Here is a 15,934-nt window from a genome sequence, read left to right as displayed (position 1 = left end):
ACGGGAGATACTGCGTCGGTACCCGAGGAATTGAGGCGGTGGTGGTGGATTCGCGCGTCGGTACGACGTTCGGCAATTACAACCTCACGCGCCTGCTCGGCAGGGGCGGGGGCGGGGTGGTGTACGAGGCATACGACACCGGCAAAGGGCGGACCGTCGCGCTGAAGATCCTCGCCGACGAGTTCTCGACCAACGACACGTTTCGGACCAGGTTCCAGCGCGAGTCCCAGGCGGCGGCAATGCTGCAAGAACCCCACGTCATTCCGATCCACGACTGGGGCGAGATCGACGGCAGTCTCTACATCGACATGCGCCTGGTGCAGGGGCAGACGCTTCTTGACCTGATCACAGAGGGCCCGCTGGCGCCCGCGCGGGCGGTCGCGATCATCGGTCAGGTCGCCGCCGCACTGGATGCGGCGCACGCCGAGGGATTGGTTCATCGAGACGTCAAGCCGCAAAACATCATCGTCACCCCGGCCGATTTCGTGTACCTCGTCGACTTCGGCATCGCGCAGACCAAGGGGGACCCCCGGCTGACGACCATTGGCACGCAGATCGGCACGCTGAATTACATGGCGCCCGAACGGTTTAACGACAAGGTGACCACGCCCGCGGTGGACGTCTACTCTCTGGCGTGCGTCTTGTACGAGTCACTGACTGGAGACGCCCCGTTCGCCGGTGACAGCCTCGAGCATCTGGTTGCGGGCCACCTCGCCTTGCCACCACCACGACCGAGCGTGGCGAATCGGCGCGTTCCGGCGGCGCTCGACGAAGTCGTTGCCCGCGGCATGGCCAAAGACCCCGACGAGCGGTACGGAACGGCGGGCGCCCTCGCACGCGCCGCGCAGCGTGCATTGGGAAGCCCGTCGGCCGACGCGGACAGCACCCGACCGTTCACGGCGGTCGCGCCTCCCCAGCGCGATTCGAGCAAGCGCGGGCGCGGGTGGGTGCGGCCGACCGTGATCGCGGTCGGCGCGGTGCTGGTTCTCGCGGCGGTTGGTGTGGTCATCGGGCTGTTCGTCTATGGACCGAGCGGGCAGCGGGAGAGCCCGACCGCGCGCGCTGCAGTGCCTCCGCTGGTGACCGGACCCGACCTGAGCAGCTTGCACCAGTCCTGCGATCAGGGCTTCTCGTTGCCCACCGACACGGGATTCGGCACCCACGCCGGGCGGGGAACCCCAGAAACGTCATGCCTTTTCACCAACAGCGTGCTGACTTCGTATTGGGCCGAGTACGGCAACGCCAGTCCGCTACCGCGGGCGGTCTCGGCGCCGGGGGCCGTTGACTGCAAGACCGTGCCCGGTGCGCTTTGCAACGGTTCGAATTTCCTCATGCACTGCCAGCAGCACCCGGGAGACAGCTGGATCACGTGCATCGGGGGGAAAAGCGCGCGCGTGTACATGTGGTGAGAGCTGAAGGGACTGCTACCGCGATGGCCCAGGATGATCTCTGGTTCGGGGTGTTAGGGCCGTTGCGGGTGAGCGCCAACGGCACCGACGTGCCGTTGGGCCCCGCGAAGCAGCGGGCGGTCTTGGCCACGCTGTTGATCAATCGAAATCGAACCGTACCGGTTGACTCATTGATCGACGCGGCATGGGAGGAGAGCCCACCGCCCGAGGCCCGGGGAAGCCTGCACGCGCACATATCTCGGCTCCGCCGAATAGTGAGCAGCGCCGGTGTTGATCCGGCCACCGCGCTGGCCAGTGCCCCGCCGGGATATCGGCTCAGCGTGTCCGACGAGGCGTGCGATGTCGGCCGCTTTTCCATCGCGCGGAAAGCGGGATTCGAGGCCGCGGCCGCGGGCAGATTCGAACAGGCCAGCGGCCACCTATCGGATGCGCTGGCGGAGTGGCGGGGCCCGGTGCTCGAAGATCTGCGCGACTTTCGATTCGTCGACGCCTTCGCGACTGCACTGGCGGAGGACAAGCTGGTGACGCTGACCGTGCGGGCCGAAGCTGAAATAGCCTGTGGCAGAACCAACTCCATAATCGGAGAACTCGAATCGCTGGTGGCCGAGCAGCCCTACCGAGAACCGCTATGGGCACAGCTGATGACCGCCTACTACCTGACGGAGCGCCAATACGATGCACTCGACGCTTACGACCGAGTGAAGACTGCGCTCGCCGACGATTTGGGCATCGACCCTGGGCCCACCTTGCAGAGCCTGCATCAGCGGGTCCTTCGCCAAGAGCCGCTGGACGTCAAACACGCGGCCCAGGTAACCGCCAAGCGCGCCGCTAGCACCCTGCAGTGGCGTACCGATTCGGCCCGCGAATCCTCCGCCGCGCATCTGCACGACGCCGCGGGACGTCGTTATCCGTTGCGGGGAGCGGCCACTCGGATCGGCCGACTTTCCGACAACGACATCGTCGTTGACGATGACACCGTTAGTCGCTACCACGCGGTGATCGTCGACACCGGAAACAGCTTTGTCATCACCGATTTGCAGTCAGCCAACGGCGTGGATGTCGCCGGCCAGCGGATTCGCACCAGTGCGACGCTGGCCGATGGTGACCGCATTTCCATCTGTGGCCACGAATTCACGTTTGAGACGGACCGACGCTAGCGCGTGGCCTTGGGGCGGCCGTCGCCGAACCTGACGCTGACACGCTGAAAGCCTTTCACGCGTTCGGCTTTGGCCCGTTTGGCGTAGGTCTTGCGATCCGCCGGGGTGAGGTCGGCGTCGTCGGTGAACGGAGTGAGCAACGCCCGGGGGTAAAGCTTTTCCACCAGAACGACATTGATCTCCGCACACAGCACCAGCGTCGAGGACACGAGGAATAGGAAGGCGAGCAGACCGAGGACCAACGCGAAGACGCTGTTGGTGGCGCTGGCCGATTTCACCGTGTGCCCTACATAGCCGGCTCCGAACCACTGCAGGATCTGCCAGATGAAGGCCGCCACAATCGCTCCCGGCAGGACCTGCCGGTAGGTGAGTGCGCGCGCGGTGGTCACGCGGAAAGCCACCAGGCAGATCATCGCGTTGATCGCCACGGCGGCCAGGGCGACGCCGATCCTTCCGAAGACGCCCAGCGACCCGGTAGCCTGGCCGATCGCCGATAAGGCGGTGGCCGTGATGGCCGCCGAGCCGAGCACCAACAGCAGCAGCAAGCTCCGCAGACGTGATCGGAGCGGATCGGGACGCTGGTTCCTCGGGACGGCCCACACAGAGTCCATCGCATTCTGCACCGCCTGACCGACGCCCAGGCCGCCGTAGAGCGCGCCGCCGATGCCGACGATCAACGCAACGCTCCCGCCGCTGAGTCCGTGCGGCTCGTGCAGCTGGCTACCGATGACCGGGAATTGGCTCAACGTGCTCTGCAGTACCTGGTGTTGCAGGGCTGGGTGACCGGCGAGCACCAGCCCGAGGCCGGTGGTCAGGAGAAGCAGCAGCGGGAACAACGACACGAACCCGTAGTAGGTGATCAGCGCGGCGAGGTAACCGCCTTGGTCGTCGAGGTACTTGTAGATGACCGCAATGACGACACCGACGGCGCGATTCCGTCGTTGTAGCCTGTCCAGCCAGCCGACCATCCCCACTCACTTCGTCCCCAAGCCGACGCCCAATCGATGGGTTGGCCAGGTAATACCCGCGTTTGCCCACCGTCAATCGCTGCGGTCGAGCGTGACGCTGCAGTCACGCTGGGCCCCGAACGTGACTGCAGCGTTACGTTCGGGGCGTCGGAGCTGCGCCAATATGGCCAATCCGGAACGCGAGCGTGTCGACTAGGCGCAAAATGGGCGAATGAGTCGTTTCCAGCGGCGTTGCGCAATTGGCGCGTTCGCTCTTGTGTTGGCGGGCCTGCCGCTGCCCGCACTCGTCTCCCCGGCGGTGAGCCGGGCAGACGAACCCTGCGCCCCGGGTTGGGCGTGGAGCGTTGACTTGAATCAATGCGTGTTCGTGCTCCCTGCCGCCAATGGACCCGGCGGACCTGGGGGGCCGGGGGGACCTGGCGGCCCGGGCGGGCCTGGTGGTCCTGGCGGGCCTGGGGGACCCGGTGGGCCAGGCCGCCCGGGCCGCTAGGCGAACTTGATCGCAGTTCACCCCGCCGCTGGCGCCGGGGCAGAATGAGCGCATGACGGCACCGCAACGCCGGGGACTCAACAGCGCGGTCACGCGGCTATGGAGTTTCCTGGCCCCGGCCTACGACCTGCCGATCTTGCAGCAGTGGGTGTACCGGCCGCCGCACGACGAGGTGATCGCGCAGCTACGCGAGCACGGAGCCCGACGGATCGCCGACATCGCTTGCGGCACAGGCATTCTCAGCGATCGGATCCAGCGCGAACTGCAGCCCGACGAGATCTACGGCATAGACATGTCCGACGGCATGCTGGAGAAAGCCCGCGCCAGGTCCGACCGGGTGAAATGGCTGCGCGGGCCGGCCGAACAGCTGCCCTTCGGCGACGGGGCCCTCGACGCCGTCGTGACGACGTCGGCGTTTCACTTCTTCGACCAGCCGGCGGCGCTGCGGGAATTCCACCGCGTGCTGGCCCCCGGCGGCCTGGTGGCCGTCAGCGCCCTGAGCACACGGCAACCGCGACTACAGGCTTCGGCGGCCAACAGGTGGAAACCCCAGCACAACGCGTCGCCGACCGAGATGCGGTCGTTGTTCGAAAACGCGGGGTTCACGGTCGCCGATCAGCACCGAATCCCGAGACCGCTGTGGACGCAGATCGTGTCGGATCTGATCACCGTCGGAACCAAGAGCTAGGCGTAGGGACTCAGCACTGCGGGGGATCGGCATCCCAGTCGGTCAATGTCCAGCCGCCGGAGGGATTTCCGGCGATCACCACGCGCCCGACGTTCGGGAGTGGCTTGGCGGTCAGCTGCGACGGGACGTTGCGGACATTCATCAGCATCCAGAACATGATCGCCGCGCTGTGCGAGAAGGCGACGGGGTTCTGCTCGCCGCTGTCGTAAATCTGTTGGACGGCAGCGTCGAACCGCGCGTCGAACTCGTTGCCGTCCACCGAGCCCGGGATCCGCGCGCTCCGGTCACCCTGCAGCCATTGCCGGGGTGCGGCGAAGTAGGTCTGCGGGATGTCGGCCTCGGGGGTGCCCTCGTACTGGCCCGCCTCAATCTCCCGCAGCCCGGGCAGCACGGTGATGGCTTCGCCCAGCGCCTGCGCCGTCGGTGTGGCCGTCTCCTGCGTGCGGATCAGGGGCGAGGCGTAGATGCCGTCGTAGTGATTGGGGGCCAATTGGGTGGCCGCCAGCGTCGCCTGACACCACCCCTTGGGGGTTATGTCCGGGCCGGGGATTGAAGTGTCGATCAAGCCGGACGCGTTGGCCGCCGACTGGGCATGGCGCACTAGCGTCAACGTAATGGTGCGCGGGCCGGCCGCATGCGCCGATCCGCAGCCCGCGGCCAGTACCGAGACGGCGACCACGGCAACGAAACGCCGCAGGGTTAGCACGATTTCACCGGATTCACGCGAGCAGTCTAAAGCCCGCGGCGCTTTACCGGGCACCCGACGGGTGCAGCTCATTGTTGACCCGACATCATGGCGGGATGAAGTTGGCATTCGCCCTGCCGCACACGCTGGAGTTGCCCGCGATGACGGCCGACTGGGAGTTCGCCGTGACGGGACCGCAGCAAGCGGCGATGCTCAAGCGGGCAGACGAGCTGGGCTACGACATGGTCTCGGTGCCTGAGCATTTCGTCGTCCCGCATTCGCACCTGGAGCTGTCCGGCCCGTTTTATCTGCATTCGACGGTTGCGCAGGCGTTCATCGCGGGGGCGACACAGCGGATCCGGGTCAATTCGAGCGTGACGATCCTGCCGTTGCATCATCCGGTGGTGCTGGCGAAGGCGCTGGCGACCGCGGACTGGATGAGCGGCGGGCGCATCACCGCGACGTTCGGGGTGGGTTGGGACGCAGAGGAATTCGATGCGCTGGGGGTGCCGTTCCGTGAGCGGGGCCGCATCGCCGACGAATACCTTCAGGCGATGGTCGAACTGTGGACAAACGAGGCGCCGAGTTTTTCCGGCAAGTATGTTTCTTTCGACGGAATCGCCTTCGCGCCGAAGCCGGTGCAGCGCCCGCATCTGCCGATCTGGATCGCCGGTGACGCCGACGCGGCGCTGAAACGGGCGGCGCGGGTCGCATCGGGGTGGTGGCCGTTTCTGTCGAAGGTCGAAGATGTTCCGGCCAAGATCGATTTCATCAAGTCGCAGCCGACGTATGACGACAGGCCGTTCGACGTCATGTATCCGCTGGGCATGGGCCGAGTCGGCGAGGGCCACGTCGCGACGGACGATCCCAATTATCGGCCTGGGATGGGCAAGCAAGAGATCATCGACCAGCTCTGCCGCTTCGCCGAACTCGGCGTGACGTTCAGCTCGGTCCCTCCGCCGCGGTTGAACAGGCCGGAGGCTTACCTGGACTACGCGCAGTGGGTGATCGAGGAAATCCAACCGCACGTTGCGGATTGAGCATCGTCAACGCAATTGGTCGGTGATCTTCACCCAGTTGGTCTTGCCATCGCTGTGGTGATCGGTCATGTTCCGGCATTCGCCGTACAGCTGGATGCGGTTCCAGCCGGGGTTCGGCCCCGCGGACATGACCGCCATGACGCCGTTCCTGTTGATCACCCGTCCGTTCGGGCGCAATCCGGGCGGGGGTCCGTCGGTCCACCCGTGTGCGACCATCGTCGCGGCGATTTGATTGAAGAACGTGTCCGGGTCGACCTCGGCGGGATACCCCTTGCGGTCGTCCGTCGGCAGTTTGAAGCTCATCTCGACGACCCCGCGGTAGGGTGGGTCCCCCTGGTCGTTGCACGATTGAAACGCGAAGCCCCCGTACACATCTGGCAGGCTCACCTGCTGTGCGATTTGCTTGGCGGCGTCGACAACCTGGGCTTGGGATTGGTCATCGGACAGCGGGTTGGCCGGATGGTCAATGTCGTGCCGGTCAGGAAACATCAGCGAACACCCTCCCGTGGCGATCGACAGGACGAGGACTAGCGCAGTGAAGATCACGGAACGCCATGGCATTTGGTGGCTATCAGCGAGGGGCGTACGTGGGGTAGGCATGGTTGTCGTTGATCGTATCGCGTGGGCGATCGTGCTCGGGATCGATATATGCAGGTATACCGGGTATTCGGAACGGCCCGATATGTGGTTGTCGCCGGCCGTCCGCGAGTAGTCCGTCGGTCGCCAAGTGGTTGGACTGGCCGCTGGCGATGTCAGTCATGCTGCGCAGCGCCTCGCTGCCCATGTCGTAGTAGTGCGAATGGTCGTGCCGGTCCATGTCCGTGGAGCCCGCCACTTCGGCGTGGAAGCGGATCGACCCGAACCCGTCGCCGGCCGGATCGCGGCCCAGGCCGGCGTCGTAGGGAACGGGGAGTCCGTAGTCCCTGAGCTTGCCTTTGAGCCATTCTTCGGGCAGGCCGCTGCCCTGGCCGATCCAGCTGACAGGGTCGGTGGAGGCCGAGCCGACGTAGACGTGCCCGCCATCGAGGTGGAAGTCTGCGGCGCTGTGCGCCAGATCTGTTCCCGGACAACCGATCAGCACGGCGTCGTTGGCGTGCATGTTGCTGTGCGCAAACGCGTCGGCGACGGTGGTTGAGCCGTAGGAGTGCCCGATGACCGTGATGTGCTCCGGCGTGAGGCTGTTGTGGGTTACCCACAGGCCGTTGACGTCGGCGGCGAGCAGATCACCGCCGGCCCGCGCCAGTCCGGGTTCGCTGACCCGGACATCGGAGAAGCCGTGCGGCGCTTCATAACCCATCCACGCGATCACGGACGTGTAGTGGTGTTCGGGGTCGGCGGCCAGGGACTGGTCGTAGAGGTTGGTCGCGTCTTGGTGCCCCGACATCCAGCCTTGCTGCACGCTGCTGCCGGTGCCCGGGACGATGACCGCGGTGTTGCGCGCGTAGTCGGGATTGCCGATCGCGATCGCCGCCCTGCCCCAGCCGTTGAATGCCAACGGGTCGTAGGCCCAGAGCATGACGGGTCGTTGGTTGGGGCCTTCCGGGCCCCTGTCGTAGTTCAGGCCGTCGCGCGTCTTTACGGCGTTGCCATAGCGCGTGACCTCGGTACCCGATAGGCCATATAGTCCCGGGTTGGCGAGGACGTCCGCGACGGATACCCCCCGCTGCTTGGCGATGTTCTCGACGAGGTTGATGTCGTCATTCATCACCGCTTGGTTGACGGCGTCGCGGGCGATGGCGTTGATTCCGTTGAGGTTTCCCAGCTCCGGCGGGTGCTCAGCAATCAGCTGATCCCGTTGTTGCTGGCTCAGCGAATCCCACCACTTCTTCACATCCTCGGGCTTGGTATTGGGTGGCGGAATCTGAGGCGCTACACCCAATCCCTGGATGACCGGCGGCTCGTATCCGTCGGCGCGCACGGTGGCCAGTGATTTCTGCAGACAGGCCGAGTAACCGTCGCGCAGCGAGACGAGTTGGCCCAGCGTTGATTTGGTGTCGTCGATGGCTTCTTGTTCGAGGTGAGTGATCAGCGTGTCGAGCGCGGACTTGTCGGCCGCGCTGAGGTGGATGTCTTTCTCCGCTTGGACCGCGTGGCCGATTTCGTTGTCGAGCTGTTGTAGTTGGCCCTCCAGGTTTGAAATCTGCACCGCGCCGGTTCGCTGCGCTTCGGCCAGGGCGGCGGCGATGTTTTCCAGCTCGACACCGATCTTCGGCAGCTCTACGGACTGGGCGCCCAGCGCTTTGGACACGCGCTGCACTTCGGCGGAGTCGTTGATCGGATTCTCGCCGTTGTCCCGATTCCAGGACGCCTCGAAGCGGCGGCGGGCTTCGTCGAAGGCGGCGCTGGATTCGGCGGTGGAGCGGCCGGCGGCGTGAAACGCCTCTGCCAGGTCGGAGATCTGGGCCGGGCGGCCGGCTTGCAGGCTGTGGTTGATCGCCCAGGGATCGCCGCCGGCTTCGGCGACGAGTGCGGCGACGCTTATGTAGCGCAGCTGCATCGCACCGCCCGCGGTTTCGCGACGCTGCGCTCATCCATGCCGGCGAAATCCGTGGCAGCACAGTGCGCCTCGCGGCCCAGCGACTCGTTGGCTCCCGAGTACAGCATCTGGCTGCCGACGACCACCGCTTCCCCTTCTCGAACTCGAGACCACGCTACTACCGCCCGTGCGGTCGTCAATTCACCTTGGGCAGTTACGCCGACGCCGACGCCCGCCTCGCCGAGTGGCAAGGCGGGCGCCGTGTGAGGTGGCTTTTTACAGCGGGATCCAGACCCCGAAGAACCAGAACCCCCACTGGTTGAAGCCGGGATCCCAGACCGGAGTTTCCTGGTAGCCCCAGTAGTTGATCGGGCCGTAGCCCCACTGCCCGCCGGGCGGTGGAAGCGGCCGGTCCCACGCGGGCCGCGGCGGCTCACCCCATCCCCAGGGTGCGGGTCCGTCACCCCAGGGGGCTGCGTGGAAATAGCCACGGTGCGGATCGCCTCGCCACGGTCCGGGGCCGCCGGGGCCACCGGGCCCGCCGGGACCGTTCGGGTGGTAGTCCCCGGGACCGCCGGGCCCGCCCGGACCGCCAGGTCCGCCCGGGCCGTGGTCGCCGGGTCCGCCGGGACCGTTCTGGTGGTAATTCCCGGGTCCACCGGGGCCGCCTGGGTTCCCGGGCCCACCGGGATTGCCGGGCCCGCCAGGTCCGCCGGGTCCGCCGGGTCCGGGCGGATCATGGGGAGCGCCAGGAGCCAGCGGTGGCGAAACCGGAGCCGCGTACGCCGTGCCGGCGCCCACCCCAAACACCGCTGCACCGAGAGCGCCGGCGATGGTTCCCCCCGCGATCAGTTGCTTGAATTTCATGGTCGGTCACCCGTCTCTAGTTGCTTGATTCCCCCTACGCCCACCGACGCTAGGAAGCCCGGCTATGCGTGCGCTGTGTTCGGGACGTGCAGACTCTTTGCGCGGCGGGGCCGGCGCCGGCTGATTTTCGGGGCTCGCGGGACGGTGTTTCGCCTGGTTGTCCGCGCTTATGCCGGCGCGGCGGCCGGTCTGGTTTCATGAGCGAATGTGTGAGGCCCCCCACCCTTCACAGATTCAGATCTCGGTAGATTTTGGTTTATGTCGAATCGCATGAACGCCGGTGTAGAGCAGTTGGAGTTTCAGGCTGAGGCCCGACAACTGCTCGACTTGATGGTCCACTCGGTCTACTCCAACAAGGACTCGTTTCTGCGGGAGTTGATCTCGAACGCTTCTGACGCACTCGACAAGCTGCGCCTCGAAGCGTTCCGCAACAAAGACCTCGACGTCGACACCTCCGATCTGCACATCGACATCGAGGTCGACAAGGGCGCACGCACGTTGACTGTTCGCGACAACGGCATCGGGATGACACGCGCCGAGGTCGTTGACCTGATCGGGACTCTGGCCAAGTCCGGTACCGCCGAGCTGCGCCAGCAGCTGCGTGAAGCCAAGAACGCGGCCGCGTCCGAGGAATTGATCGGGCAGTTCGGTATCGGCTTCTACTCGTCGTTCATGGTGGCCGACAAGGTCGAGCTGCTGACGCGCAAGGCCGGTGAGAGCGAGGCCACCCGTTGGGCGTCGAGCGGTGAGGGCACGTACACCATCGAATCCGTCGAGGATGCCCCGCAGGGAACGTCGGTCACGCTGCACCTCAAGCCCGAAGACAAAGAGGACGAGCTACACGACTACACCGCGGAGTGGATGATCAGGAGCCTGGTCAAGAAGTACTCCGACTTCATTGCCTGGCCGATCCGGATGGAGGTCGAGCGGCGGACCCCGCCCAGCGAGGAGGGTGGCGAGGAGGTCGTCACCCTCGAAACCGAGACCCTCAACTCGATGAAGGCGCTGTGGGCCAGGCCCAAAGACGAAGTGTCCGAGGAGGAGTACAAGGAGTTCTACAAGCACATCGCGCACGCCTGGGACGACCCGCTCGAGGTCATCGCGATGAGGGCCGAGGGCACCTTCGAGTACCAGGCCCTGCTGTTCATTCCGACCCACGCCCCGTTCGACCTCTTCAACCGCGACGCCAAAGTCGGGATACAGCTTTACGTCAAGCGCGTGTTCATCATGGGCGACTGCGACCAGCTCATGCCCGAGTATTTGCGGTTCGTCAAGGGCGTCGTCGACGCACAGGACATGTCGCTCAACGTTTCTCGCGAAATATTGCAGCAGGACCGGCAAATCAACGCGATCCGTCGCCGCCTGACCAAGAAGGTCCTCTCCACGATCAAGGATCTGCAGTCCGAGCGCCCGGAGGACTACCGCACGTTCTGGACTCAGTTCGGCAGGGTCCTCAAAGAGGGCCTGCTGTCGGACTTCGACAATCAGGACACGCTGCTGCGCATCTCCTCGTTCGCGTCGACGCACAGCGAGGAGGAAGCTACCACCCTGGCCGAGTACGTCGAGCGCATGAAGGAAGGGCAGGAGCAGATCTTCTACGCGACCGGTGAGTCACGTCAGCAGATCCTCAAGTCGCCGCACCTCGAGGCGTTCAAGGCCAAGGGCTACGAGGTGTTGCTGCTCACCGATCCGGTCGACGAGATCTGGGTGGGGACGGTGACCGAGTTCGACGGGAAACCGCTGCAGTCGGTGGCCAAAGGTGAGGTGGACCTGGACGCCGAGGAGGAGCAAAGCGAGGCCGAGCGCGAGGAGCAGGAGAAAGAGTTCGCCGATCTGCTGGCCTGGCTGAAGGAAACCCTGAGTGAGCACGTCAAAGAAGTTCGGCTGTCAACCCGGCTGACCGAGTCGCCGGCCTGCCTGATCACCGACGCTTTTGGCATCACGCCGGCCCTCGCGCGGATGTACCGCGCCTCCGGGCAAGCGGTTCCGGTGGGGAAGCGGATTCTCGAACTGAATCCGAGCCACCCGCTGATCATCGGGCTGCGGCAGGCGCAGCAGCAGGCGGACGACGATGCCGCTCGTGCCGAGGTCGTCGAAACCGCCGAACTGCTTTATGGCACAGCGCTTCTCGCCGAAGGCGGCGCCCTCGAGGATCCGGCGAGGTTCGCCGAGCTGCTCGCGGGCCGGCTGACGCGCACGGTCTAGCTCGGTCGAGATTTCCTTCCTGGCACTTGTCGGCGGACATTACTTGCGATTGAATGCCGATAAGAAGGGATAACCACACCGTATGGCCAGGTTTCGAGTTGTCGGCCCGCACGGCGAAATCATCGCGACCAGGGATTTCGACAGTGCCGAGGCCGCGCACGCCTGGTTTACGAATTCCGTTGCACACACCTCCGAGCTTGGTTGGCGCATGGAGGTCGACGATGAGGGGGAGTGGGCCTTCTTCGATGACACCGGGGGGTTTACCGCCCCGGGCAGCCGACCGCCGCGCTCGCGCCGATAGAGGTTTGACTTCGTCGGGAGTGCTTCATGGCCCGATGACGAAGCAGCGGCCGTTACTCGTGTTGAGCAGTACCTCTTGCACCGAAGACGTGTCGATTGCCGGAAATTCGAAGCGGTGCACCTGCTGACCGGCCTCGATGTCGGCGTTTTGGGACTCGTTGGTGCCGTCATTTTTGCGGACGACCGCCGTCACTTTGTCGGGCTTGGACAAGTTCTGTGGCTCGTGAAAGTACCAGACCTCGATGCCCGCGCCAGAGCCGTTGGCGCGCCACCCGTCGGAGTAGTAACACGCCGGGTTGCCCTCGGCGTCCGGCGGCGCCGGGGGGCAGATCGATAATCCGACGCACTGCGGCGTAGTGCCGGGTGCGCCCGGCGACATGGCCACGCTGCCAGGCGTGCTGGGCGAAACCGACGTGCTGGCGGGTTTCGTCGTGCTCGGGCCGGACGCGGCCGGCGGCGACGGCTGGTGCGACCCACACGCGGCCACGCCGGCACAGGCCATCAGGCTCATCGCTGTCAATCGGAAGTTGTTGATGATTAGCCAGTAAACACTATCCGCGGCTGACCTGAATTGCCTTGACCACCAGCAGCAGCGCTCCCACGATCAGGTAGGCGCGCAAGGCGATCATGCCGAGCCGGGTGCCCGGCGACCAGGTGACCGGCTCCAACAGTGTCAGCGGTGGCATCCGCCAATGGGTGCGGTCGACCCCGCGCGCCGGGAGCTTCGGGGCCGGTGGCGCGGGTTGCCGGCGAGCCATCCAGCGCAGCGCCGGTGCGGCCGCGGCGGCGAGCACGACCAACGTCAGGGCCAGGTAGCCGGCGACGGCGATGACGTCGATGCCGGGGAAAAGGGTAGTGGCCATCAGTATCCCCGACAGCAGCAACAGGGTGCCGACGATCAATCCGGCGACCCAGTTGAGCCAGGGCCGATTCACCCACGGCCCCAACACTTCCCGGTCGTTGCACAACAGCAGCAGAAACACGCTGGCGCTGGGCAACAGCAGTCCGGCGAGGGCTTGCACCGCGGTGGTGATCAGCCCGAGCGGGGCGCCGGGGATCAGCACGATGGCCGCGGCCAGCACCACCATCGCGGTGTAGGACAGGTAGAACTGTTTGGCGTCGGCGAAACCGCGGTGCAGCGAATGCTTCAGGCCGAACACGTCGCCGAAGGCGTAGCTGGTTGCCAGGGTGACCGCTGCGGCGCCGATGATCGACGCGTCCATCAGCACGATCGCAAAGAACGAGCCGAGCGTCGCGCTGTGCTGGCCGAGCAGGTGTGCAATGTCGCCGGCATCTGTGAAACGGCCCACGGTGTTGGTGGAGCGTGCCGCCCAGTCGCCGGTCATGAGCAGTGCCGCGGCGCCGACGATCACGACGAAGGCCCCCAACACGGTGTCCGCGCGCTCATAGCCCATGAATCGGGGAGTGATGCGTTTGTCGACGACGTTGGACTGCTGGAAGAACAGCTGCCACGGCGCCACGGTGGTGCCGACGATGGCGATGATCAGCAGCACTGCGTCCGAGCTGACACCCCCCGAAATGCTTGGCACCACAAGCGACTTCGCCGCATGTGCCCACTGCGGATGCGACATCAGCAGCATCGGGATCTGCAGCAGGGTGACGGCGATGAAGACGAACATCGCCCGCTCCCAACGCCGGAAGCTGCCGCTCGCCATGATCGCGACCAGTGCCACCGCCGAGATCGGGACCACAACGTATTTCGAGACGCCGATGTAGTTGGCGGCCAGCGTGATTCCGATGAACTCGGTGACGATCGTCAAGAAGTTGAGCAGGAATAGGTCGCCGACGGAGAACCAGCCCCACCCGCGACCGAAACGTTCGTTGATCAACCGGGCGTGCCCGACGCCGGTGACCGCGCCGAGTCGGACCACCATCTCCTGGTTGACGACCAGCACCGGGATGAGCAGCAACAGCACCCACAGCAGGGAGTAGCCGTAGTTCTGGCCGGCTTGGGCGTACGTGGCCACCCCGCCGGCGTCGTTGTCGCCGACCATCACGATGATCCCCGGACCGACGATCGCCAGCAGGGTGAGCAGTCTGGTCTTCAGGGTGCGGGGATGGTCGGTCTCGCCGACGCTGATGCGCCCGAACGCGCCCTCGATATCACCCAGGTGTTTGCTGTCGAGCACCGCGGTACGCCGCACCTCGGGCGGTTCAACGCCGGGACCCGACGCTCCCGCGACGGTGGTGTTGTCGTCGCCGGAGCTCACGTAGCTTCCCCACTCGGCGCCGACGCGTTGTCCTCATCACTGGTGATATCGCGGACCGGTCGGGGCGCGGGCTCGCGGCGTCGCCAGTCCTCGGGGATGGTCGCCTCGAGCACGTCGTCCACGGTGACCACCCCGAGCATGCGGTCCTGCTCGTCGACCACCGGGATGGAGTAGAGGTTGAAGTCGGCCATCAGCAGCGCGATGTCCGTCAGGTCGGCTTCGGATCCGACCCGGATCGGATCGGAATCCATCAGCGCCCCAACGCTTTCGGCGGCGTCGGCCTGCAGCAGTGCGATCACCGACACCACACCGGCGAGGCGTTTGTCCTCGTCGACTATGTGCATTTTGATGAGCGCCTCGGGCTGGATAGCGCGGGCGTCGGCGATCAGTGCGAGCGCGGTGCCGGCGGTTGCGGTGGCGGCGCAGGAGACGAAGTCGACGTTCATCAGTCCGCCGGCGCTGTCGGGGTTGAACCCCATCAGGGTGATCACCTTGGTGCGCTGCGGGGCCGGCATCAGGTCCAGGACGCGCCGGCGCCGAGATTGCCGCAGGTCTGCGATCGCGTCGGCCGCATCGTCGGCGCGCATCCGGCCCAGCAGCGCCGCGACCTCGCCGTCGGGCATTCGATCGAGTAGTTGGCTCGCCTTGTCGGGATCGAGCTCTTCGAAGACATCGGCTTCCAGTTCCGGGTCGCTGCGGACCCGATCGAGGATCTCGCCGCCCTCGGCCTTGTCGGCGTCTTCGAGCAGATCGGCGATCTCGGCGGGTTTGAATCCGCCGAACCGGCCCGACATACGGCGGACGGCATCGGAACGCGCGTGCCCGATCAGCGGTTCGAATGCCTTCCAATCGCGCGCCGCGTGGCCACCGGAGCGCTTGATCAGCCCGAACAACAACGGCGGTCGGCGCGTGTCCAGCCGCGCGAGCACCCACCCGGCGCCGGTGTCTTCCAGCTCGACGTCGTAGGCGCGCACCAGTTCCACGGCGGCGACATCGATCAACCTGTGCCCCAGTACGTCGGCGCGCAGCAGCACCTCACCGTCGCGGCGCTCAAAGCCGCGGAGGTCAATCTTGTTCTTGGCCAAGATAACTCGATCCGTGGCGTACTCATCAATGGATTTGCTTCCGATGAACACTCGCCGGCCACCGACCCCGGCGACGATCCCGGTCAGCAACGGATACTCCTCGGCGCCGCGCAGCCGCACGATCACGTCCTCGACCCGGCCCACCGTCTCGCCGGAGCGGGCCAGCACCGGTGCGCGCAGCAGTTGCGACAGATGGATGACCGGCAGCCCCCCGGCCGTCGTCTCTGATGTGCTCACTTGTCCTCCTCGACGCTGTGCGATGGCCCCCGCCAGCAGGCCCGCACTGTGATGGCGCAAGTATCGTCGCTTGACCGGCTCGGCCGCCAGAGTGTA

15 protein-coding genes are annotated in these 15,934 nt (G+C 65.8%); 7 read left to right on the top strand and 8 right to left on the bottom strand.

What is annotated here, in order from left to right; all coding sequences use genetic code 11:
- Positions 1-44: 44 nt before the first annotated feature.
- Positions 45-1,409, top strand: coding sequence for a serine/threonine-protein kinase (locus A5745_RS13510; RefSeq protein ID WP_076116649.1), 1,365 nt, complete (start codon positions 45-47; stop codon positions 1,407-1,409).
- A gap of 23 nt (positions 1,410-1,432) precedes the next feature.
- Positions 1,433-2,566: a BTAD domain-containing putative transcriptional regulator gene (locus A5745_RS13505; RefSeq protein WP_076116553.1), complete on the top strand. Its 1,134-nt coding sequence runs from the start codon at positions 1,433-1,435 to the stop codon at positions 2,564-2,566.
- Here the strand turns inward: A5745_RS13505 and A5745_RS13500 are convergent.
- Positions 2,563-3,534, bottom strand: coding sequence for a YihY/virulence factor BrkB family protein (locus tag A5745_RS13500; RefSeq protein ID WP_076116551.1), 972 nt, complete (start codon positions 3,532-3,534; stop codon positions 2,563-2,565). The two genes, A5745_RS13505 and A5745_RS13500, sit on opposite strands and share 4 nt — an antisense overlap.
- A 542-nt stretch (positions 3,535-4,076) precedes the next feature.
- Between A5745_RS13500 and A5745_RS13490 the strand changes: the two genes are divergently transcribed.
- Complete coding sequence (locus tag A5745_RS13490; protein ID WP_076116549.1) at positions 4,077-4,712, top strand: class I SAM-dependent methyltransferase; 636 nt, start codon at positions 4,077-4,079, stop codon at positions 4,710-4,712.
- 10 nt (positions 4,713-4,722) lie between these two features.
- Here the strand turns inward: A5745_RS13490 and A5745_RS13485 are convergent, their stop codons facing one another.
- Positions 4,723-5,409 (bottom strand): histidine phosphatase family protein, encoded by a 687-nt coding sequence (locus A5745_RS13485; RefSeq protein WP_254848572.1) that lies wholly within the window; start codon positions 5,407-5,409, stop codon positions 4,723-4,725.
- Between the two features lie 104 nt (positions 5,410-5,513).
- Here A5745_RS13485 and A5745_RS13480 point away from each other — a divergent pair, with 104 nt between their 5' ends.
- The gene (locus tag A5745_RS13480) at positions 5,514-6,437 is read left to right on the top strand and encodes a TIGR03619 family F420-dependent LLM class oxidoreductase (protein WP_076116546.1); all 924 of its coding nucleotides are present in this window, start codon (positions 5,514-5,516) and stop codon (positions 6,435-6,437) included.
- Positions 6,438-6,443: 6 nt separating this feature from the next.
- Here the strand turns inward: A5745_RS13480 and A5745_RS13475 are convergent, their stop codons facing one another.
- The 3 genes from A5745_RS13475 to A5745_RS13465 all read right to left on the bottom strand — a co-directional run bounded on the left by A5745_RS13475 (position 6,444) and on the right by A5745_RS13465 (position 9,780).
- On the bottom strand, positions 6,444-6,926 hold the full coding sequence (locus A5745_RS13475) for a hypothetical protein (RefSeq protein WP_076061186.1): 483 nt from the start codon (positions 6,924-6,926) through the stop codon (positions 6,444-6,446).
- A gap of 82 nt (positions 6,927-7,008) precedes the next feature.
- Positions 7,009-8,934: an alpha/beta hydrolase gene (locus tag A5745_RS13470; protein ID WP_076116544.1), complete on the bottom strand. Its 1,926-nt coding sequence runs from the start codon at positions 8,932-8,934 to the stop codon at positions 7,009-7,011.
- 255 nt (positions 8,935-9,189) lie between these two features.
- Positions 9,190-9,780 (bottom strand): chitin-binding protein, encoded by a 591-nt coding sequence (locus A5745_RS13465; protein WP_076060996.1) that lies wholly within the window; start codon positions 9,778-9,780, stop codon positions 9,190-9,192.
- 270 nt (positions 9,781-10,050) lie between these two features.
- On the opposite strand from A5745_RS13465, the gene htpG reads away from it, so the two are divergent.
- On the top strand, positions 10,051-11,985 hold the full coding sequence (gene htpG, locus A5745_RS13460) for a molecular chaperone HtpG (protein ID WP_076116645.1): 1,935 nt from the start codon (positions 10,051-10,053) through the stop codon (positions 11,983-11,985).
- A gap of 82 nt (positions 11,986-12,067) precedes the next feature.
- The gene (locus A5745_RS13455) at positions 12,068-12,286 is read left to right on the top strand and encodes a hypothetical protein (RefSeq protein WP_076061000.1); all 219 of its coding nucleotides are present in this window, start codon (positions 12,068-12,070) and stop codon (positions 12,284-12,286) included.
- A 24-nt stretch (positions 12,287-12,310) separates the two neighbouring features.
- Here A5745_RS13455 and A5745_RS13450 read toward each other — a convergent pair whose 3' ends face one another.
- Positions 12,311-12,670 (bottom strand): hypothetical protein, encoded by a 360-nt coding sequence (locus A5745_RS13450; protein WP_254848568.1) that lies wholly within the window; start codon positions 12,668-12,670, stop codon positions 12,311-12,313.
- On the opposite strand from A5745_RS13450, the gene A5745_RS25060 reads away from it, so the two are divergent.
- A complete protein-coding gene (locus tag A5745_RS25060; RefSeq protein ID WP_254848567.1) occupies positions 12,663-12,833 on the top strand; it encodes a hypothetical protein in 171 nt (56 codons plus the stop codon). The genes A5745_RS13450 and A5745_RS25060 overlap by 8 nt on opposite strands.
- 3 nt (positions 12,834-12,836) lie before the next feature.
- Here A5745_RS25060 and A5745_RS13445 read toward each other — a convergent pair whose 3' ends face one another.
- A complete protein-coding gene (locus A5745_RS13445) occupies positions 12,837-14,516 on the bottom strand; it encodes an NRAMP family divalent metal transporter (RefSeq protein WP_076116540.1) in 1,680 nt (559 codons plus the stop codon).
- Positions 14,513-15,838 (bottom strand): magnesium transporter MgtE N-terminal domain-containing protein, encoded by a 1,326-nt coding sequence (locus A5745_RS13440; protein WP_076116538.1) that lies wholly within the window; start codon positions 15,836-15,838, stop codon positions 14,513-14,515. The genes A5745_RS13445 and A5745_RS13440 overlap by 4 nt, the downstream gene beginning before the upstream one ends.
- Positions 15,839-15,934 lie beyond the last annotated feature (96 nt).

It is taken from the genome of Mycobacterium sp. IS-2888, assembly GCF_001954215.1.
In the GTDB taxonomy this organism is placed as follows: domain Bacteria; phylum Actinomycetota; class Actinomycetes; order Mycobacteriales; family Mycobacteriaceae; genus Mycobacterium.
This window is presented reverse-complemented; position numbering and strand designations above follow the sequence as displayed.